This window comes from Pseudarthrobacter sp. 1G09 (assembly GCF_050038305.1).
GTDB lineage: Bacteria > Actinomycetota > Actinomycetes > Actinomycetales > Micrococcaceae > Arthrobacter > Arthrobacter equi.
This window is the reverse complement of record NZ_CP188306.1, coordinates 2193546-2213358: the sequence shown is the minus strand read 5'-3', so window position 1 is coordinate 2213358 and position 19813 is coordinate 2193546. Positions and strand designations below refer to the sequence as shown.

Sequence of the window (19813 nt, the reverse complement as noted above, 5' to 3'; positions counted from 1 at the left end):
TGTCACGCCTGGTGACACTTAAAGTGACGGATATGACAAAACTTGTAACCACATAAGTCCGCGCCTATGACATGGTGCGCCAAGGTTGGCCCGGGCTTTAAACGGCGAACGGCCCGGACTCGAAAGTCCGGGCCGTTCGCGGGTACATGGGGATGTCTAGCCGCCGATGACAGCTGGTCCGATGAAGGGATCCACGGCCAGGGCAATGAACAGCAGGGTGAGGTAGCTGATGGAACCGTGGAAGACCTTCATGGCCTTTTTGTCCGGGATGTCCTCACGCTGGGCGCGGTTGTAGAGGGCGTGCGACTCATAGAGGAACCAGGCGCCGGCCAGCACGGCAGTGACCGTGTAGACCCACCCGGCGCCACCGGCCGGAACCATCAGCAGCGAACAGGCCACCATGGCCCAGGCGTACAGGACCACCTGGACGGACACCACCTTGGCGCCGGCGATGGCTCCAAGCATGGGCACATTGGCGTTGCGGTAGTCCTCGCCGTAGCGCATGGACAGCGGCCAGTAGTGCGGCGGCGTCCAGAGGAAGATCACCATGAAGAGGATGATGGCCGGCCATTCCACCGAGTTGGTGACGGCGGCCCAGGCAATCAGCACCGGGAAGCAGCCCGCTGCTCCGCCCCAGACGATGTTCTGGGCCGTGCGCCGCTTCAGGATGATGGTGTAGATCACGACGTAGAAGAAGATGGCTCCAAGCCCGAGCCAGGCCGACAGCGGGTTGGCGCCAAACCACAGAATGGCGATGGCCGCAGCGCCCAGCAGCCACGAAAAGACCAGCGCTTCGCGAGGGGTGACTTCCCCGGTGACCAGGGGCCGGTTTTCGGTACGGGCCATCAGTTTGTCGATGTCGCGGTCAATGTAGCAGTTGAACGCGCCGGCGCTGCCCGCGGCGAACGCACCGCCTACCAGCGTGGCCAGGATCAGGCCGATGGACGGGAAACCCCGCTCTGCGTAGATCATGGTGGGCAGCGTGCTGACCAGCAGCAGTTCGATGACGCGCGGTTTGGTGAGGGCGAGATACGCCTTGGCCTTACGTGCAAACCCTGGACCGGAGGCCCGGGAAGCGTTCAGCGGCGTATCTGTTGTGCTCACGGTGGCAGTCACCCGTTCTGTGTGGCAGTTGTGTCTGGCATTGCAGCTGCGGGCGGTTGAAAAGGTCCGGCGCCCGGCATTGGCCTCCGAATATCATACCGCGCCGCCACCCGCCCAAAGCCCGGCTGATATGCGCACTTGATTGCTCGCAGCCCGATTCGAGCAGATTAACTCATCCTCACTTCAGCCTTATTCATAAAAGGGGAAATTGCGTCCAAAACGTGAGATTTCAGCCTCCCGAAGATTGGAATGGAGCTAAGCTGTCACCAGATCAGCGCGCGGCAGGAAAGCGGTGGAAAACGCATTCCCACATGGCCCGCGGCTGGACGAGAGACCAACATTCGACGGCGACTGGTACACACCGCAACGGGCGCCCCATTTCGTGCCTACAACCGGACCGGGTGTGCCGTGCGCCGTCAGCAAAGAGAGGGGCCCGGTTTTCGTGCCACATTTGGAAGAGCAAGAACTGTCCTGGACCAGCCTGGATGAGCGTGCCGTGGACACCATCCGCGTCCTGGCCGCAGATGCTGTGGAGAAGGTGGGCAACGGACACCCCGGTACGGCGATGAGCCTGGCACCGGCCGCGTACCTGCTGTTCCAGAAGCTGATGCGCCACGATCCGCGGGATCCGCAGTGGCTGGGCCGCGACCGGTTCGTCCTGTCCCCCGGCCACACCTCGCTGACCCTGTACATCCAGCTGTTCCTTGCCGGCTACGGCCTGGAACTCAAGGACCTGGAAGCCCTGCGGACCTGGGGTTCACTGACCCCGGGCCACCCCGAGTACAAGCACACCGCCGGCGTGGAGATCACCACCGGTCCCCTGGGCCAGGGCCTGGCGTCCTCGGTTGGCTTCGCGTACTCCCAGCGCCGCCAGCGCGGCCTGTTCGACGCCGAAGCCGCACCGGGCACCAGCCCCTTCGACCACACCATCTGGGTCATCGCATCAGACGGCGACCTGCAGGAAGGCGTCACGTCCGAGGCTTCCTCGCTGGCCGGCCACCAGGAACTCGGCAACCTCGTGGTCATCTACGACGAGAACCACATCTCCATCGAGGACGACACCGACATTGCCTTCACCGAGGATGTCCTGAAGCGCTACGAAGCCTACGGCTGGCACATCCAGCGGGTGGACTGGACCAAGACCGGCGAATACAAGGAAGACGTCCAGGAGCTGTACTCCGCCCTGCGCGCCGCCAAGGCCGAGACCTCGAAGCCCTCCATCATTTCGCTGCGCACCATCATCGGCTACCCGGCTCCCAAGAAGCAGAACACGGGCAAGATCCACGGTTCCGCGCTGGGTGCCGAGGAAGTTGCAGCGCTGAAGGAAGTCCTGGGCTTCGACCCCGCCAAGTCCTTCGACGTGGACCAGGAAGTCCTGGCCCACGCCCGCTCTGTGGTTGACCGCGGCGCGGAAGCCCGCAAGGAATGGGAGGAGTCCTTCAACGCCTGGCAGGCCGCCAACCCCGAAGGTTCAGCCCTGCTGCAGCGCATCGAGGCCCGGGAACTTCCCGAAGGCCTCGACGCCGCCCTTCCGGTCTTCCCGGCCGGCAAGGACGTCTCCACCCGCGCTGCTTCCGGTAAGGTCCTGAATGCCCTGGGCCCGGTCATGCCCGAACTCTGGGGCGGCTCCGCCGACCTCGCCGAGTCGAACAACACCACCATCGAGGGTTCGCCGTCGTTCGTCCCGGCTGCCAAGCAGACTGACGCATGGAAGGGCAACCCCTACGGCCGCGTGCTGCACTTCGGCATCCGTGAGCACGCCGCCGCGTCGATCGTCAACGGCATCAGCCTGCACGGCAACACCCGTGCGTTCTCCGGCACGTTCCTGATCTTCAGCGACTACCAGCGTCCCGCCATCCGCCTGGGAGCCCTGATGGGTGTTCCGTCGCTCTACGTCTGGACACACGACTCCATCGGCCTGGGCGAGGACGGCCCCACGCACCAGCCGGTGGAACAGCTCGCCTCGCTGCGCGCCATCGTGGGCCTGGACGTAGTCCGCCCCGGCGATCCCAATGAGGTTGCCGTGGCCTGGAAGACCATGCTGGAGAACCACAGCAACCCTGCCGGCATCGTCCTGACCCGCCAGAACATCCCCACCTGGGAGCGCGGTGAAGGAGCAGCCGACGGCGACACATTCGGTGCCGCATCCGGCGTCGCCAAGGGCGGTTACGTCCTGGCCGAAGCAGCCAAGGACGGCGCCACCGTCCCCGCCGACGTCATCCTGATCGCCACCGGGTCCGAGGTCCAGCTGGCCGTCCAGGCACGCGAAGCCCTGCAGGCCGAAGGCATCGCCGCCCGCGTCGTCTCGATGCCCTGCGTCGAGTGGTTCAACAAGCAGGACGCCGCCTACCGCGAATCGGTGTTGCCCGCCGCGGTCAAGGCCCGCGTCTCCGTCGAGGCCGGCCTCTCCCTGGGCTGGAAGGAATTCGTCGGCGACGCCGGCCGTTCCGTCAGCCTGGAGCACTATGGCGCTTCAGCGGACTACAAGCGCCTTTTCCAGGAGTTCGGCATCACCGCGGAGGCAGTCGCCGCCGCAGCCAAGGATTCCCTCGCAGGCCTGAACGCCTAACAACGACTTCCAGGAGATAACCATCATGACCACTCCCACCCAGCAGCTCTCCGAAGCCGGAGTTTCCATCTGGCTCGATGACCTGTCCCGCGGACGCCTCGATACCGGCACCCTCCGCAAGCTCATCGAGGAAAAGAACGTGGTTGGCGTGACCACCAACCCGTCCATCTTCCACGCCGCGATCACCGCAGGCACCGACTACGACGCCACCATCGCTGCCAAGGCAGCAGCGGGCGCCAGCGTGGAGGAGACGATCTTCGAGATCACCACCACCGACGTCGCCGACGCCTGCGACCTGTTCGCCCCGGTGGCGGCAGCCACCAAGGGTGTTGACGGCCGCGTCTCCATCGAGGTGGACCCCCGCCTCGCCTGGGACACCAACGGCACCATCACCGAGGCCAAGCACCTTTACAAGAAGGTCAACAAGGACAACGTCCTGATCAAGATCCCGGCCACGATCGAGGGCCTGGAAGCCATTACCGCCACGCTGGCCGAGGGCATCAGCGTTAACGTGACCCTGATCTTCTCCCTCGAGCGTTACCGCGCGGTCATCAACGCCTTCCAGGCAGGCCTGGAGCAGGCGAAGGAAAACGGGCACGACCTTTCGAAGATCCACTCCGTGGCATCCTTCTTCGTCTCCCGCGTGGACAGCGAAATCGACAAGCGCCTCGACAAAATCGGCACGGACGAAGCCAAGGCCCTCAAGGGCAAGGCCGGCCTGGCCAACGCCCGCCTCGCCTACCAGGTGTACGAGGAACTCTTCGCCACCGAACGCTGGGCGCTCCTCGCTGAAGCCGGCGCGCTCCCCCAGCGTCCGTTGTGGGCCTCGACCGGTGTGAAGGACCCGGCCTACCCGGACACACTCTACGTGACCGAACTGGTTGCTCCCGGCGTCGTGAACACCATGCCGGAAAAGACCCTGGACGCCACGTTCGACCACGGCGTGGTCACGGGTGACACAGTTTCCGGCACCTACGCCGACGCCAACGCCACCCTGGATGCGCTCGAAAAGCTCGGCGTCTCCTACAACGAAGTCGTCGCCCTCCTGGAATCCGAGGGCCTGGATAAGTTCGTGGCCAGCTGGAAGGAACTGCTGGCCGATGTCGAAGGCGCCCTCGCCTCTGCACGGAAGGCCTCCTAACCACCCATGAGCACACTCAGCTACGAAGCCACCGGTGCCGCGCAGCAGGCACTCGAACAGCACCTTCCCGCCCTCGTTGAGGACAGGATTGCCACCCGGATCTTTGCGAAGGACCATACCCTCTGGGGTCCCGACGCTGAGTCGGAATCAGCAATCCGCCTCGGCTGGGTCGAGGCTGCAACGGTCTCCCAGCCGCTGGTGAAGGACATCCTGGAACTGCGCGACGCCCTCCGGGCCGAAGGAGTCACCCGTATTGCCCTGTGCGGGATGGGCGGATCCTCGCTGGCCCCCGAGGTCATCGCCGGCACCGCCGGCGTCGAGCTGACTGTGCTGGACAGCACGGACCCTGACCAGGTCCGTGCTGCCCTGGCGGACCGCCTGGCCGAAACCGCCATCGTGGTCTCTTCCAAGTCGGGTTCCACCGTGGAAACCGACTCCCAGCGGCGCGTCTTCGAGAAGGCGTTCAACGACGCCGGCATCGACGCCAACAGCCGGATCATCATCGTCACCGATCCGGGTTCGCCCCTGGACAAGGCCTCCCGTGAAGCCGGCTACCGCGCCGTCTTCAACGCCGACCCCAACGTTGGCGGCCGCTTCTCCGCACTGACCGCGTTCGGCCTGGTGCCCTCCGGCCTGGCCGGCGTGGACATCCAGGCGTTCCTGGACGAAGCTGACGAAGCTGCAGAGGTCCTGAACGACGACGCCCCCGAGAACATCGGCCTGGCCCTCGGAACCGCACTGGGCGGCACCAGCCCGCTGCGCAACAAGATCGTCATCGCCGAAGACGGCTCCGGCATCGTGGGCTTCGCGGACTGGGCCGAGCAGCTCATCGCCGAATCCACCGGCAAGCTCGGCACCGGGGTGCTGCCCGTTGTGGCAGGTCCCGACTCCCCCGAGGTCAACTCCGGCGCGAAGGACGTCCTCGTGGTCCGCCTCGTGGCCGCGGATGCCGACGTCGAACTCGGTGAAAACGAAGTTGCCATCGCGGGCGGCCTCGCCGCCCAGATGATGGTCTGGGAGTTCGCCACGGCAGTTGCCGGCAGGCTCCTGGGCATCAACCCGTTCGACCAGCCTGACGTGGAAGCCGCCAAGGTTGCGGCCCGCGGCCTCCTGGACGCGCAGCCTGAACCCACTCCCGCAGCGTTCGTAGACGGTTCCATCGAAGTCCGCGGCGGGGAATGGCTCGGCGGCGCGTCAACGGCCGCAGAAGCTGTCAGGGCACTGCTGGACACCCTCCAGCCGGACAGCTACCTCAGCGTCCAGGCCTACTTCGACCGGCTGGCCTTCGCGCAGCTTGAAGGCGTCCGCGACGAGTTCGCGGCGGTGACGGGACGCCCCGTGACGTTCGGGTGGGGTCCCCGGTTCCTGCACTCGACCGGCCAGTTCCACAAGGGCGGCCCCGCCATCGGCGTGTTCCTCCAGGTGACGGCTGAGTCCACGGAAGACCTCGCCATCCTCGAACGTCCCTTCACCTTCGGCGAACTGATTTCCGCCCAGGCCGCCGGTGATGCCCAGGTCCTCGAGGAGCACGGCCGCCCCGTGCTCCGCCTGCACCTGACCAACCGAGCCGCTGGCGTGGCACAGCTGCAGGACATCGTTTCTGCACTGTCTGCCCGGGCATCCGCTACCGAAAGCTAAGGCGCACAAGCAACATGCCAGACACTGAATACGGCAGGACTTCCGGAACACGTTCCGGAAAGTCCGGCCGGAATCCCCTGCGGGATCCGCGTGACCGCCGGTTGAACCGGATTGCCGGTCCGTCGTCGCTGGTGCTCTTCGGGGTTACCGGCGACCTCGCCCGGAAGAAACTGATGCCGGCCGTGTATGACCTCGCCAACCGGGGGCTGCTGCCGCCGAGTTTCGCGTTGGTCGGGTTCGCCCGCCGTGAGTGGGACAAGGAGGACTTCGCCGCTGAGGTGAAGGCCTCCGTCCAGGCCCACGCACGGACCCCGTTCGATGAGGCCGTCTGGAACCAGCTCTCCGAGGGTATCCGGTTCGTCCAGGGTGAATTCGACGACGACGCTGCGTTTGAGCGGCTCGGCGAGACCATCAAAGAACTCGATGATGTCCGCGGCACCCGCGGGAACCACGCGTTCTATCTGTCGATCCCGCCGAAGGCCTTTGAACAGGTCTGCCGGCAGCTGTCCAAGCACGGGCTGGCACAGGCCGACGGCGACAAGTGGCGGCGCGTGGTCATCGAGAAGCCGTTTGGCCACGACCTCCAGTCCGCGCGTCAGCTGAATGACATTGTTGAATCGGTTTTCCCGCCGGACGCGGTGTTCCGGATCGACCATTACCTGGGGAAGGAAACGGTCCAGAACATCCTGGCACTGCGTTTCGCCAACCAGCTGTTCGAGCCGCTGTGGAACGCGAACTACGTGGACCACGTCCAGATCACCATGGCGGAGGACATCGGTACCGGTGGGCGGGCCGGGTACTACGACGGCGTGGGTGCAGCCCGCGACGTCATCCAGAACCACCTGCTCCAACTGCTCGCGCTCACAGCGATGGAGGAGCCCATTTCCTTCAACGCCGATGACCTGCGCGCGGAGAAGGAAAAGGTCCTGGCAGCGGTCAAGCTCCCCGAGGACCTGTCCACCCACTCGGCCCGAGGCCAGTTCACCGGTGGCTGGCAGGGTGGCGAGCAGGTCCAGGGCTACCTGGAGGAAGAGGGGATCCCCGCGGACTCCACCACGGAGACCTACGCCGCTGTGCGGGTGGACATCCACACGCGCCGCTGGTCAGGAGTCCCGTTCTACCTGCGTGCCGGCAAACGCCTGGGCAGGAGAGTCACGGAGATTGCCGTGGTCTTCAAGCGCGCCCCCAACCTGCTGTTCCGTGACCATGGTGAGGACGACTTCGGGCAGAACGCGGTGGTCATCCGCGTCCAGCCTGACGAGGGCGTCACCATCCGGTTCGGTTCGAAGGTCCCGGGCACCCAGATGGAAGTCCGGGATGTGACGATGGACTTCGGCTACGGACACTCGTTCACCGAGTCCTCCCCCGAGGCCTACGAGCGCCTGATCCTGGACGTACTCCTGGGTGAGCCCCCGCTGTTCCCCCGGCACGAGGAAGTGGAACTGTCCTGGAAGATCCTTGACCCCTTCGAGGAATACTGGGCTCAGCTGGACGAACAACCCGAACCCTACGCCCCGGGATCCTGGGGCCCGGCCTCTGCTGATGAGCTGCTGGCCCGTGACGGACGAACCTGGAGAAGGCCATGATTGTCGATTTGCCGGACACCACCACCTCGAAGGTGTCCAAGAAACTCATGGCCCTGCGGGAACAGGGCGGCGTGATCGCCCTGGGCCGGGTCCTGACCCTCGTGGTGGTGACGAAGTCCGGCCTTGAAGAGGAAGCGATTGAGGCCGCAAACGATGCCAGCCGGGAACACCCTTGCCGGATCATCGTCCTCGCCGACGCCGGAAAGGACGCTGGTGACCGCCTGGACGCCCAGATCCGGGTGGGCGGTGACGCCGGCGCCTCGGAGGTGATCGTGCTGCGCGGTTACGGCCAGCTCGCCCACGAAAGCGAATCGCTCGTCGCGGCGCTGCTGCTTCCGGACGCGCCGATTGTGGCCTGGTGGCCGCATGGCGCCCCGGAGAATGCCTGCGAAACCTCCATCGGCGCCATCGCGCACCGCCGGATCACGGACTCCGCGAATGAACCCGACCCCCAGGCGGCTCTCGAACGCATCCACGGCACTTACAAGGCCGGTGACACCGACCTCGCCTGGACGAGGCTGACGAACTGGCGCATCCAACTCGCCGCAGCCCTCGACGAAGCGGATTCCTCTCCCGTTACGGCCGTGGCTGTGGAAGGTGCCTCGGACTCGCCCAGCACCATCCTGCTGGCCGCCTGGCTGACACTCACCCTGGATGCCCCCGTCACCATCGTGGCGGATCCGGCAGGAACCGGTATCCGGCGGGTCAGGCTCACCCGGCCCGGCGGTGACGTCCAGCTGTTCCGCCCCGGGCTCTCGGTGGCGGAGCTCACCCAGCCCGGGCAGCCTGCCCAGCGGATCTCCCTCCCGCGCCGCAGCCTCCGTGACTGCCTAGCCGAAGAACTGCGCCGGCTCGATCCGGATGAGGTGTTCGGCGAAGTGATTACTATTGGACTGCCACGTACAAACCTAAGGAGCGTCCGGCCCAGTGAGCGTTGACCCAAGAGTAAGCATTCATCCCGATTCGTCCGTGCTGATGGCTGCCATCGCGGCACGCCTGATTACCAAGCTCGTCGATGTCCAGGACAAACACGGTGAGGCAACCGTCGTCCTGACCGGCGGTACGGTGGGCATCGGCACGCTGAAGGCTGTTGCAGACTCTCCGGCGGCTCCGGCCGTCGACTGGTCAAAGGTGAATTTCTGGTGGGGAGACGAGCGGTTCGTGGGATCTGCCGACGGCGACCGGAACACCAGGCAGGCGCACGACGCCCTGCTGAAGCACATTCCCGTGGATCCGGAGCGGATCCACGAACCCGGTTCCTCGGACGACTTTGAGACGCCTGAAGAAGCGGCTGATGATTATGCGCGTCGGCTCCGTGAGGCGGCAGCCGCCGAACATGCCGCCGACATGTCCGACGACCGTCCGGAAGAGCCCGGGGTCCTCCCCCGGTTTGATGTTGTCCTGCTGGGTGTGGGTCCCGACGCGCATGTTGCGTCGCTCTTCCCCGAGCAGGCAGGCGTCCGCGAGAAGGAACGCACGGTGGTGGGGGTGCGCAATTCCCCAAAGCCTCCGCCGCTGAGGATTTCGCTGACGCTGCCGGCCATCAACACTGCCGCTGAGGTCTGGATGGTGGTGGCCGGCGAGGATAAGGCCGGTGCCGTCGGCCTGGCCCTCGCAGGAGCCACCCCGGTCCAGGTCCCCGCGGCGGGGCCGCGGGGAACGTCCCGGACCTTGTGGCTCATCGACGAGAATGCGGCTTCACGGGTCCCGCAGCAGCTCGTCCGGAAGGACGCCGCGGGCGCGTAGCCGTTCCAGCGCTCCGGCCAGTACGTCTTCGGCGTCCTGGTCGGAGCGCCGCTCTTTAACGTACTCGAGGTGCGTTTTGTAGCCGTCGTCGAGGGCCTCTGTGCTGGCGGCCTCGGAACCGTCCCTGGATGCCAGAGCTCCGCAGCGCCGGCAGTCCCAGACGGCCGGGATCTGGACGTCTGGGAGCTGCAGGAAAACGGGCACCGTGACGTGCCCCTTTGCACACCAGTACGAAACCCGGATCCTGGGCAGCGGGTTGCCGTGGTCGGCGCCGCCTTGGAGGCTTGAGCCTGACCCCGCTGTCACCCCAGCCCGCGTACCGCGGAAACCTGACACTGGATGGACCATCGGAACTCCTGCCTCGGGATGACTGGTTCTGCCGGTTAAAACAAAACTGTGGCTGTCGGAAGCCGACAGCCACAGTTTAGTTCGCAGTGCCGCGGGGCGGGAGGGCCCAGCGGCATACCAGTACATGAAGTTTGGCGTCAGGAGTCCCCGGCGCCGCTGAACCTCATGATCAGTCCCAGGGCGATAATGACGATTCCCCAGGTCACGCCGAGGATGATGGTGAACCTGTTGAGGTTGCGTTCAGCCACACCGGACGAGCTGAGTCCTGAGCTCATGCCGCCGCCGAACATATCCGACAGCCCGCCGCCACGTCCCTTGTGAAGGAGGATGAGCAGCGTCAGCAGGAGGCTGGTGATGCCCAGGAGGATCTGCAGGATGACATGAAGAACGTCCACGACGGCCTTTCAGGAAGTTAGTGGGGCGGGAGTGTGTGCGCCGGGACGGACTAGTCCGTCACCAGGTGACTCTCGAACCTGACAATATTAGCAAACTCAGCCGGGTCCAGGCTGGCGCCACCCACAAGCACGCCGTCAACGTCGCGCTCCTTCAGGATGGCTGCTGCGTTGTTGGCCTTAACCGAGCCGCCGTACAGCAGCCGGGTCTTGGCAGCAACGTCCGCGCCGAACAGTTTCTCCAGCTCGGCCCGGATGGCGGCGCACATCTCCTGCGCGTCCTCCGGTCCGGCAACCTCGCCCGTTCCGATGGCCCATACGGGTTCGTAGGCAACCACGAGCTCTGCCGCCTGCTCGTCGGTAAGGCCAGCCACGCCGCCGCGAAGCTGGTCCAGGGTGTGGTTGACGTGTGTGCCGGCCTGGCGGATCTCCAGGCCCTCACCGACGCAGAGGACCGGGGTGACGCCGTGCTTGAAGGCCGCCTTGGTCTTGGCGTTCAGGACGTCGTCCGACTCGTTGTGGATGGTACGGCGTTCGCTGTGGCCCACCAACACGTACTTGCAGCCCAGCTTGCTCAGGAACTGCCCGGAGATGTCGCCGGTGTAAGCGCCGGAGTCGAACTGGGAAAGATCCTGGCCGCCGTAGGCCACGTCCAGGTCGTCGCCCTGGACCAGGGTCTGGACACCGCGGAGGTCCGTGAAAGGCGGGAAGACCGCAACCTCCACGCGGTTGTAGTCGTGCTTGGCGTCCGAGAGTGTCCAGGCCAGCTTCTGCAGGAGGGTGATGCCCTGCACGTGGTCCATGTTCATCTTCCAGTTGCCGGCGATGAAGGGCTTACGGTCGAAGGCGCCGTTCGTAGACGTTGTCACGTGTTCTCCAAAATGGTCTTGTAAAGTGTGCGGCCGGCAGGCTGCCGCGGGCAACCTGCCGGCCGAAGGACAGGAGCGCTACTGCTCCTGGCGGCTGGTCCTACCGGTCCAGGATGCTCAGGCCCGGGAGTTCCTTGCCCTCAAGGTACTCCAGGCTGGCGCCGCCACCGGTGGAAATGTGCCCGAACTGGTCGTCGGCGAAGCCGAGGGTGCGTACAGCGGCAGCGGAGTCGCCGCCGCCCACCACGGTGAACGCTTCGGTTTCGGTCAGGGCCTGGGCGATGGCGCGGGTTCCGGCGGAGAAGGCTTCGAATTCAAAGACTCCCATGGGTCCGTTCCAGAACACCGTCCGGGCGCCCTTGATCCGGTCCGCGAAGGCAGCTGCCGAGTCGGGACCGATGTCCAGGCCGATGCCGCTGGCGCCGAAGCTGCTGCCCTCGATGGCGTCCGCAGCAACCGTTTCGTGCGCGGCGTCGGCAGCAAACTTCTCCGCCACCACAACGTCCGTTGGAATCACGAACTCGGTGCCGGCATCCGCAGCGCGCTTCAGGTAATCCTGGACAACGCCGATCTGGTCCTGTTCGAGCAGGCTGGCGGCCACCTTGTGCCCCGCCGCAGCGAGGAACGTAAACAGCATGCCGCCGCCCACCAGGATGGTGTCTGCCTTGCCGAGCAGGTTGTCGATCACGGCGAGCTTGTCCGAGACCTTCGATCCGCCCAGGACCACCACGTAGGGACGCTGGGTGTCGGCGGTGAGCTTGCGCAGGACCTCCACCTCGGTGTGTACCAGGTCGCCCTGGTAGGACGGCAGCCGGGACGCGACGTCGTAGACGCTTGCGTGCTTGCGGTGGACAGCACCGAAGGCGTCATCCACATACGCGCCGTTCCCGCCGGTCAGCGCCACCAGCTCGTCAGCGAAGGCGCCGCGCTCGGCATCGTCCTTGCTGGTTTCGCGGGCGTCGAAGCGGACGTTCTCCAGGACCAGGGCTTCGCCGTCCTGCAGCGAAGCTGCTGCTTCCCTGGCAGAGTCACCGACGGTGTCGGCGGCGAGGGTGACCTTGAAGCCCGCAAGTTCCGCGAGGCGGTCCACGGCAGGGCGGAGGGAGTACTTATCCTCGGGGGCGCCCTTCGGGCGTCCAAGGTGGGCTGTTACCAGCACGCGGGCACCGGCGTCCGTGAGCTTTGCCAGCACTGGAAGGGAGGCCTTGATGCGGCCGTCGTCAGTGACTGTAGAGCCGTCGAGCGGCACATTCAGGTCGCTTCGGACCAGAATGTACCGCCCGCGGACACCTTCAGCGATCAGTTCGTTGAGGGTGTGGGATGTCATGTGTCTAACCCTAGCCCAGCTTGGACGCGACAAGCTCCGTGAGGTCGACGAGGCGGTTTGAGTAGCCCCATTCGTTGTCATACCAGGAAACAACCTTGACCTGGTTGCCGATGACCTTGGTCAGTCCGGCGTCGAAGATCGAGGAAGCGGGGTCACCGACGATGTCCGAGGACACGATGGGCTCTTCCGTGTAGGTCAGGAAGCCCTGCAGTTCGTCGGACTCGGAAGCGCGCTTGAGGGCAGCGTTGACTTCCTCAACGGTGGTTTCGCGGGACACGGTGACCGTGAGGTCCGTGGCGGAACCGGTGGGGACGGGAACGCGGATGGCGTAGCCGTCCAGCTTGCCCTTGAGCTCCGGCAGGACCAGGCCGATGGCCTTGGCGGCACCGGTGGAGGTGGGCACCATGTTGATGGCAGCGGCGCGGGCGCGGCGCAGGTCCTTGTGCGGGCCGTCCTGGAGGTTCTGGTCGGCCGTGTAGGCGTGCACGGTGGTCATCAGGCCACGCTCGATGCCGAACTCGTCGTTGACTACCTTGGCCAGCGGGCCGAGGCAGTTGGTGGTGCAGGACGCGTTGGAAATGATGTGGTGCGTGGCGTTGTCATACAGGTTGTGGTTTACGCCCATCACGATGGTGATGTCCTCATCCGAGGCGGGGGCGGAAATCAGGACCTTCTTGGCGCCGGCGTCGATGTGCTTCTGCGCATCGGCTGCCTTGGTGAAGAAGCCGGTGGACTCGATGACGATGTCCACGCCGAGCTCGCCCCACGGAAGGTTGGCGGGATCGCGTTCCGCCAGGACCTTGATGACGTTGCCGTTGACGACGATGTTGCCGTCCTTGACCTCGATGGTTTCCTTGAGGCGTCCGCCCACGGAGTCGTACTTGAACAGGTGGGCCAGCGCCTCGGGGCTGGTGAGGTCGTTGACTGCAACGATTTCGAGGTCCGCACCCTGGGCGAGTGCTGCGCGGAAGTAGTTGCGGCCAATACGGCCGAAGCCGTTGATACCAATACGGGTCGTCACTTTTCAGTCTCCTTGGTGCTTGAAGCAAGCACTACTAGTTGAGCGGGCGTTCAAGCCAACTAACAGATCCCGCACGCCATTGGGCAGAGATGATTTACAGACGGAGGGCGACCAGCCTCATTGCTGAAGGCTAACCGCCTTCCGTGACCTATCTTACGTTTAACTGGGTCCGCCCCCGCAAGTGCGGGGGCGGCCAGTCCACATGGCGGCCTTATTAAGTCCGAATGTGAAGTTTGTAACAAGCATGTGTGCTGCAGGTTACGGGAGGGTGATGAGCCCGGTTGCGTTGCTGCGGGCGGCGTCGAAGCGCTTGGCGACGTCGGCCCAGTTCACGATGTTCCAGAACGCCTTGACGTAGTCGGCCTTGACGTTCACGTAGTCCAGGTAGAAGGCGTGCTCCCACATGTCCAGCATGAGCAGCGGCGTGGTGCCCAGTGCCACGTTGCCCTGCTGGTCGTACAGCTGCTCGATGACCAGGTTTCCACCGATGGGCTCGTAGGCCAGGAAGCCCCAGCCCGAACCCTGCAGGCCGAGGGCGGCTGCGGAGAACTGGGCGCGGAATGCGTCAAAGGAACCGAACGCGTCGTCGATGGCTGCAGCCAGTTCACCCTCGGGCTTGTCGCCGCCGTCCGGGGAAAGGTTGTTCCAGAAGACGGAGTGGTTGACGTGTCCGCCGGTGTGGAACGCCAGGTCCTTGGAAAGCCGGTTGATGTTGGCGAAATCGCCCTTCTCCCGTGCCTCTGCCAGCTGCGCCAGCGCGTTGTTGGCGCCTGCAACATAAGCTGCGTGGTGCTTGCTGTGGTGCAGCTCCATGATCCGCGCAGAGATGTGCGGCTCAAGGGCGGCGTAGTCGTACTTGAGTTCGGGCAATACGTACTCAGTCACAAAATCCTCCAATATCGTGGACTTTCGGTCCGGTTGGTGACTCTCGGATTATGCATCCGGACGTCTGGCGCCCGGAATTATTTTTGATTCTAGGGGCCCGCTACTCGTCGAGCATTTCGGGCGTCACATTGGCGTCGGTGCCGGGAATCCCCAGGTCAAGGGCCCGCTTGTCCGCCATCGCCAGGAGCCGGCGGATCCGGCCGGCGATGGCGTCCTTGGTCATGACAGGATCGGCCAGCCTGCCGAGCTCGTCCAGGCTGGCCTGCTTGTGGGCTACGCGCAGTTCGCCGGCGTATTTCAGGTGGTCCGGGACGTCGTCGCCGAGGATTTCCAGGGCGCGGTCCACGCGCGCGCCGGCAGCAACGGCGGCCTGTGCCGAGCGGCGGAGGTTGGCGTCATCGAAATTGGCGAGGCGGTTCGCGGTGGCGCGGACCTCCTTGCGCATCCGGCGCTCTTCCCAGACCATGAGTGCGTCGTGGGCGCCCATGCGGGTCAGGAGCGCGGCGATGGTGTCGCCGTCGCGGATTACCACCCGGTCTACGCCGCGCACCTCGCGCGCCTTGGCCTGGATGTCGAGGCGGCGGGCGGCACCGACCAGTGCCAAGGCCGATTCAGGCCCGGGGCAGGTCACTTCGAGCGATGACGAGCGGCCGGGCTCGGTCAGCGAGCCGTGGGCCAGGAACGCACCGCGCCATACTGCTTCGGCATCGGCCGCGGAGCCGTTGACGACGGCGGAAGGCAGCCCCCGGACGGGGCGTCCGCGGCCATCCAGAAGGCCGGTCTGGCGGGCCAGCGCCTCGCCGTCGCGCACCACCCGGACCACATACCTGCTGGCCCGGCGGAGCCCGCCGGCCGATACCACGATGATTTCGCTCTGGTGCCCGTAGACCTCTGCGATGGCCGCCCGGAGGCGCCGCGCGGTGGAGGCGAGGTCCACCTCTGCCTCGATGACGATCCGGCCGGAAATGATGTGCAGGCCGCCCGCGAAACGGAGCATCGCGGAGACCTCAGCCTTGCGGACGGACGACTTCTTAATGTCCAGACGGGACAGTTCTTCTTTGACCGATGCTGTCAGTGCCATGGCACCTTCCTAACTGTTCCCAAAAATGTCCTGGTACGCCGTGGCCAGCCGCAGGGGGTCATGGACGGGACGGCGTCCCGACGCCCCTACTTTACCCAAGACCACCTCGGCGCCGATCATCGCGGCGGCTTTCTCGAACTCCTGGCGGTCGGGGACGGAGGCAGGATCGGCCAGGACAACGTCCACGTTGAATCCGGGGGCGTAGCGGCGCAGGACGTGCAGGTGGTCCGCGGCCGTCATGCCCGAGGTTTCCTTGGTGTCCGTGGCGAGGTTCATGGTTAGGCAGCGTTTGGCCGGGGTGTTGCACAGCGCCTGGCGCATCTCCGGCAGCAGCAGGTGGGGCAGCACCGAGGTGTACCAGGAGCCCGGGCCCAGGATGACCCAGTCGGCAAGCTCGATGGCGGTCAGCGCCTCTGTGCAGGCGGGTGCCGAGTCCGGGAGCAGGCGGACGTTCTCCAGCGATCCCGCCACGGCGCAGCGGGCCTGCCCGTGGACCGTCTGCAGCACCGATTCTCCATCCGGCGCTGTCACCCGGACATCGCCTTCGATGGTGAGCGGCACCGTGGACATGGGCAGGACCTGGCCGCGGGCCCCCAGGAGCGCACCGGCCCAGGTAAGTCCGGCGACAGCGTCCCCCAGCAGTTCCCAAAGGGTCACTATCAACAGGTTTCCCATGGCGTGTTCGTCGAGCGATCCGCCGGGGCCGCTGCTGGGGCGGAACCGGTGCTGCATGACGTCGCGCCAGGTCCGCCCCCAGTCCGTGTCGTCGCAAAGCGCGGAGAGCGCCATCCGGAGATCTCCCGGCGGGAGGACACCGTACTCTTCGCGCAGGCGCCCGGATGAGCCGCCGTCGTCCGCCACTGTGACGATCGCGGTGAGCTTGGAGGTGAGGAGGCGGAGGGCGGACAGCGAGGCGGAGAGCCCGTGGCCGCCGCCCAGTGCAACAATGGTGGGCTCGGTGTCCTGCGGGCCGGCGCCCGGTCCCGTGGCAGGGGGAACCAGCGGCAGCGCGCCGGTGAACAGCGCCATTACTCGCGGCCCAGATCCCGGTGGGTGGTGGTCACGGTGACCCGGGGATACTGCGCGAGCTTTTTGGAAAGCTCGACGGCGACTGCCACGGAGCGGTGTTTCCCGCCCGTGCAGCCCACTGCGATGGTGGCGTAGTGCTTGTTTTCGCGCCGGTAGCCGTCAAGGACCGGCTCGAGGGCCATGACGTAGCGGTCCACGAAGTTCTTGACTCCCTCAGCCTCAAGCACGTAGTCGCTCACGTCCTTGTCAAGGCCGGTGTGCGGGCGCAGCTGCGGCACCCAGTGCGGATTGGGAATGAACCGGACGTCGGCCACGTAGTTGGAGTCCACGGGCAGGCCGTACTTGAAGCCGAAGCTCATGACGTTCAGCCGCAGCGCCACCGGGCCGGTTTCGCTGAAGAGCTCGGTGATGGCGGTGGCCAGGCCGTGCACGTTGAAGCCGGAGGTGTCCAGCACGACGTCGGAGCTGTCGCGCAGTTCCTGCAGGAGCTCGCGTTCGGCGGCAATACCATCCAGGATGCGGCCCCCGCCCTGCAGCGGATGCGGCCGGCGTCCCTGTTCGAAGCGGCGGACCAGGACGTTGTCGCTGGCGTCCAGGAACAGCACCCGGAAGGTGACGCCGCTGGCGGCCAGGGCGCCCAGGGCGGCCCGGATGTCTGCGAACAGGCCTTTGCTGCGGACGTCGATGACAACTGCCAGCCGCGGGATGGACTGCGGTGCGTGCGAGACGAGCTCGGCGAGGGTTCCCAGCATCTGGGGCGGCAGGTTTTCCACGACGTACCAGCCGTGGTCCTCAAGTGCATCGGCGGCGGTGCTCCGCCCGGCACCGGACATCCCGGTAACCACCAGCAGCTCCGCTTCGAGGGGTTTGACGGGCTCCATGCCGCTCTGCCCTGCCTCGGATTCCGCCGAAGTGCCTGCCATTGAGTACGCCCCATTTCCGTTATTGGTCCGTGGGGCAGCGCCGGCGCAAACCCCGCCACTTACCCTAGCTAAGTTTCAATGATTTCGCCGGTGGTCATGTTGATGGCCGGCACTGTGACTGCTGCGGGCCCGTCTCCGGAGAAGTGGCTGACGATGGCGGCGGCGAGTGCCGGGCCGATCCCCTTCGCCTGGGCGAGCTCCTCGGGTGTCGCCGCCTTCACGCCCTTGACCGACCCGAAGTGGGTCAGCAATGCCTTGCGCTTGGAGGCGCCCAGCCCCGGAACGCTGTCCAGCGCCGAAACGGTCATCGCCTTGCCGCGCTTCTGGCGGTGGAACGAAATGGCGAACCGGTGCGCCTCGTCGCGGATGCGCTGCAGCAGGTACAAGCCCTGCGACGTTCGGGGAAGGATGACAGGGAAGTCGCTGTCCGGAAGCCACACTTCCTCCAGGCGTTTGGCCAGGCCCACGACGTAAACGTCGTCGATGCCCAGGTCCGCCAGGGCGCGTGCGGCCGCATTGACCTGCGGCTGCCCGCCGTCCACCACCACCAGGTTCGGCGGATAGGCGAACTTGGCTTTCGGCGCCGGAGTGGTGGTGTCAAGCACCGCGTCTTCTGCGGCAGCGTCCCCGTCCGGGGATTCCAGTACCGCCTCATCGACCTGGGCGGACTTGTCCTGGAGGTAGTGGCGGAAGCGCCTGGTAAGCACGTCGTGCATGGCCGCGGTGTCATCGGAGGCGGCCGGTCCGGTGATGGAGAACTTCCGGTAGTCGGATTTCTTGGGCAGGCCGTCCTCCACCACCACCATGGACGCCACCACGTTGGTTCCCTGGACGTGGGAGACGTCGAAACATTCGATGCGCAGCAGCGGCACGGGGAGGTCCAGCGCTTCCTGGAGCTCCTGGAGGGCCTGCGACCGCACGGTGAGGTCCCCTGCGCGGCGGGTCTTGTGCAGCTTCAGGGCATGCTCGGCGTTCTCCCGGACCGTGGACATGAGAGCGGCCTTGTCGCCCCGCTGCGGGACGCGGACGTCCACCCTTGCTCCGCGGATGCCGCTGAGCCATTCAGTCAGCTCCTCCGCGTTGCTGGGTGCCACGGGAACCAGCACCTCCCGCGGCAGCCGGCCGTGGGTCTCGCCGTCCTCGCCGTAGACCTGCTGGAGCAGGTGTTCAACGAGGTCCGGCGTGGTGAAGTCCTCCACCTTTTCCACCACCCAGCCGCGCTGGCCGCGGATCCTGCCGCCGCGGACGTGGAACACCTGCACGGCGGCCTCAAGTTCATCCTCGTGGAGTGCGAACACATCAGCGTCCGTGTCCTCAGCCAGCACCACGGCGTTCCGCTCAAAGACCTTCCGCAGGGCCGTGATGTCGTCGCGGAGACGGGCGGCCTGTTCGTAATCCAGCCTGGCCACGGCGGCCGCCATCTGCTTTTCGAGCTTGTTGGTGAACCGCTTCGCTTCGCCGCCCATGAAGGCGCAGAAGTCTTCAGCAAGGGCCCTGTGGTCTTCCGGTGAAATCCTGCCCACGCAGGGCGCCGAGCACTTGTCGATGTAGCCCAGCAGGCACGGGCGCCCGCTGGACTCGGCACGTTTGAAAACCCCGGCGCTGCAGCTGCGGACCGGGAAGACCCGGAGCAGGGTATCCATGGTTTCGCGGATGGCGCCGGCCGTGTACGGCCCGAAGTAGCGGGTGCCTTTCCGCTTGTCACCGCGCAGCACCTGCACGCGGGGGTACTTCTCGCCGAGGGTGACGGCCAGGTAGGGGTAGGTCTTGTCGTCGCGGAACACCACGTTGAATCGCGGCTTGAATTCCTTGATCCAGGTGTACTCCAGCTGCAGGGACTCGAGCTCGCTGCCCACTACGGTCCACTCCACGCTGCTGGCCGCGTGGACCATGGCGTAGGTCTTGGGCAGCAGTCCGGCGGGGTTGGCGAAGTAGGAGTTCAGGCGGGAGCGGAGGCTCTTGGCCTTTCCCACGTAGATGACCCGTCCGTGCGGATCCCGGAACCGGTAGACGCCCGGGTTGGTGGGGATTTCACCGGTCCGGGGCCTGTAACTTGCTGGATTTGCCACCTATCCAGTCTACTGAGCCGCGCCGCCCGACTTTGCCGCCGCGGAATTTTCGGGAGTACTTATTCCCGGCGGGCACACCGCGGGT

General features: G+C 65.8%; 17 protein-coding genes. 6 read left to right on the top strand and 11 right to left on the bottom strand.

The genetic code is table 11. The features are described from left to right. Positions 1-156: 156 nt before the first annotated feature. Positions 157-1116 carry a heme o synthase gene (locus ACP3TD_RS10140; RefSeq protein ID WP_426762739.1) on the bottom strand — a complete coding sequence of 320 codons (960 nt, stop codon included), beginning with the start codon at positions 1114-1116 and terminating at the stop codon, positions 157-159. Positions 1117-1555: 439 nt separating this feature from the next. Here ACP3TD_RS10140 and tkt point away from each other — a divergent pair, with 439 nt between their 5' ends. Genes tkt through pgl form a run of 6 tightly spaced genes read left to right on the top strand, consistent with a single transcriptional unit; the run spans position 1556 to position 9784 of the window. After that, on the top strand, positions 1556-3673 hold the full coding sequence (gene tkt / locus ACP3TD_RS10135) for a transketolase (RefSeq protein ID WP_426767196.1): 2118 nt from the start codon (positions 1556-1558) through the stop codon (positions 3671-3673). A 25-nt stretch (positions 3674-3698) separates the two neighbouring features. Next, positions 3699-4814, top strand: a complete 1116-nt coding sequence (gene tal, locus ACP3TD_RS10130) for a transaldolase (protein WP_091720114.1) — start codon at positions 3699-3701, stop codon at positions 4812-4814. A gap of 6 nt (positions 4815-4820) precedes the next feature. Next, on the top strand, positions 4821-6452 hold the full coding sequence (locus ACP3TD_RS10125) for a glucose-6-phosphate isomerase (protein ID WP_426762737.1): 1632 nt from the start codon (positions 4821-4823) through the stop codon (positions 6450-6452). A 14-nt stretch (positions 6453-6466) separates the two neighbouring features. Continuing rightward, positions 6467-8038, top strand: a complete 1572-nt coding sequence (zwf, locus tag ACP3TD_RS10120; RefSeq protein WP_426762736.1) for a glucose-6-phosphate dehydrogenase — start codon at positions 6467-6469, stop codon at positions 8036-8038. Further along, positions 8035-8976 (top strand): glucose-6-phosphate dehydrogenase assembly protein OpcA, encoded by a 942-nt coding sequence (locus ACP3TD_RS10115; protein WP_015937030.1) that lies wholly within the window; start codon positions 8035-8037, stop codon positions 8974-8976. The genes zwf and ACP3TD_RS10115 overlap by 4 nt, the downstream gene beginning before the upstream one ends. Continuing rightward, complete coding sequence (gene pgl, locus ACP3TD_RS10110) at positions 8966-9784, top strand: 6-phosphogluconolactonase (protein WP_426762735.1); 819 nt, start codon at positions 8966-8968, stop codon at positions 9782-9784. Before ACP3TD_RS10115 ends, pgl begins: the two co-directional genes overlap by 11 nt. Here pgl and ACP3TD_RS10105 read toward each other — a convergent pair. The 10 genes from ACP3TD_RS10105 to uvrC all read right to left on the bottom strand — a co-directional run bounded on the left by ACP3TD_RS10105 (position 9737) and on the right by uvrC (position 19728). Continuing rightward, on the bottom strand, positions 9737-10132 hold the full coding sequence (locus ACP3TD_RS10105) for an RNA polymerase-binding protein RbpA (RefSeq protein ID WP_426762734.1): 396 nt from the start codon (positions 10130-10132) through the stop codon (positions 9737-9739). The two genes, pgl and ACP3TD_RS10105, sit on opposite strands and share 48 nt — an antisense overlap. A 137-nt stretch (positions 10133-10269) precedes the next feature. Continuing rightward, positions 10270-10527 carry a preprotein translocase subunit SecG gene (gene secG / locus ACP3TD_RS10100; protein WP_015937027.1) on the bottom strand — a complete coding sequence of 86 codons (258 nt, stop codon included), beginning with the start codon at positions 10525-10527 and terminating at the stop codon, positions 10270-10272. 50 nt (positions 10528-10577) lie between these two features. Next, the gene (tpiA, locus tag ACP3TD_RS10095; RefSeq protein ID WP_426762733.1) at positions 10578-11393 is read right to left on the bottom strand and encodes a triose-phosphate isomerase; all 816 of its coding nucleotides are present in this window, start codon (positions 11391-11393) and stop codon (positions 10578-10580) included. 100 nt (positions 11394-11493) lie between these two features. Beyond that, a complete protein-coding gene (locus ACP3TD_RS10090) occupies positions 11494-12720 on the bottom strand; it encodes a phosphoglycerate kinase (protein WP_426762732.1) in 1227 nt (408 codons plus the stop codon). Positions 12721-12730: 10 nt separating this feature from the next. Beyond that, complete coding sequence (gene gap, locus ACP3TD_RS10085; RefSeq protein WP_015937024.1) at positions 12731-13741, bottom strand: type I glyceraldehyde-3-phosphate dehydrogenase; 1011 nt, start codon at positions 13739-13741, stop codon at positions 12731-12733. 258 nt (positions 13742-13999) lie between these two features. Further along, on the bottom strand, positions 14000-14626 hold the full coding sequence (locus ACP3TD_RS10080) for a superoxide dismutase (RefSeq protein WP_015937023.1): 627 nt from the start codon (positions 14624-14626) through the stop codon (positions 14000-14002). A gap of 100 nt (positions 14627-14726) precedes the next feature. Beyond that, positions 14727-15707, bottom strand: a complete 981-nt coding sequence (gene whiA / locus ACP3TD_RS10075) for a DNA-binding protein WhiA (RefSeq protein WP_015937022.1) — start codon at positions 15705-15707, stop codon at positions 14727-14729. 9 nt (positions 15708-15716) lie between these two features. After that, entirely contained in the window at positions 15717-16736 is a 1020-nt protein-coding gene (locus tag ACP3TD_RS10070) for a gluconeogenesis factor YvcK family protein (RefSeq protein ID WP_426762730.1), read from the bottom strand. Further along, entirely contained in the window at positions 16736-17659 is a 924-nt protein-coding gene (gene rapZ, locus ACP3TD_RS10065; protein ID WP_426762728.1) for an RNase adapter RapZ, read from the bottom strand. Before rapZ ends, ACP3TD_RS10070 begins: the two co-directional genes overlap by 1 nt. 68 nt (positions 17660-17727) lie before the next feature. Next, positions 17728-19728 carry an excinuclease ABC subunit UvrC gene (gene uvrC / locus ACP3TD_RS10060; RefSeq protein WP_426762727.1) on the bottom strand — a complete coding sequence of 667 codons (2001 nt, stop codon included), beginning with the start codon at positions 19726-19728 and terminating at the stop codon, positions 17728-17730. Positions 19729-19813 lie beyond the last annotated feature (85 nt).

Excerpts from the sequence above, each read along its gene's own strand:
- ACP3TD_RS10115 (WP_015937030.1), top strand. The coding sequence starts at position 8,035 with ATGATTGTCGATTTGCCGGACACCACCACCTCGAAGGTGTCCAAGAAA.
- tal (WP_091720114.1), top strand. The coding sequence starts at position 3,699 with ATGACCACTCCCACCCAGCAGCTCTCCGAAGCCGGAGTTTCCATCTGG.
- rapZ (WP_426762728.1), bottom strand. The coding sequence starts at position 17,659 with ATGGCAGGCACTTCGGCGGAATCCGAGGCAGGGCAGAGCGGCATGGAG.
- ACP3TD_RS10090 (WP_426762732.1), bottom strand. The coding sequence starts at position 12,720 with ATGACATCCCACACCCTCAACGAACTGATCGCTGAAGGTGTCCGCGGG.
- ACP3TD_RS10105 (WP_426762734.1), bottom strand. The coding sequence starts at position 10,132 with ATGGTCCATCCAGTGTCAGGTTTCCGCGGTACGCGGGCTGGGGTGACA.
- zwf (WP_426762736.1), top strand. The coding sequence starts at position 6,467 with ATGCCAGACACTGAATACGGCAGGACTTCCGGAACACGTTCCGGAAAG.
- ACP3TD_RS10125 (WP_426762737.1), top strand. The coding sequence starts at position 4,821 with ATGAGCACACTCAGCTACGAAGCCACCGGTGCCGCGCAGCAGGCACTC.
- whiA (WP_015937022.1), bottom strand. The coding sequence starts at position 15,707 with ATGGCACTGACAGCATCGGTCAAAGAAGAACTGTCCCGTCTGGACATT.
- ACP3TD_RS10070 (WP_426762730.1), bottom strand. The coding sequence starts at position 16,736 with ATGGCGCTGTTCACCGGCGCGCTGCCGCTGGTTCCCCCTGCCACGGGA.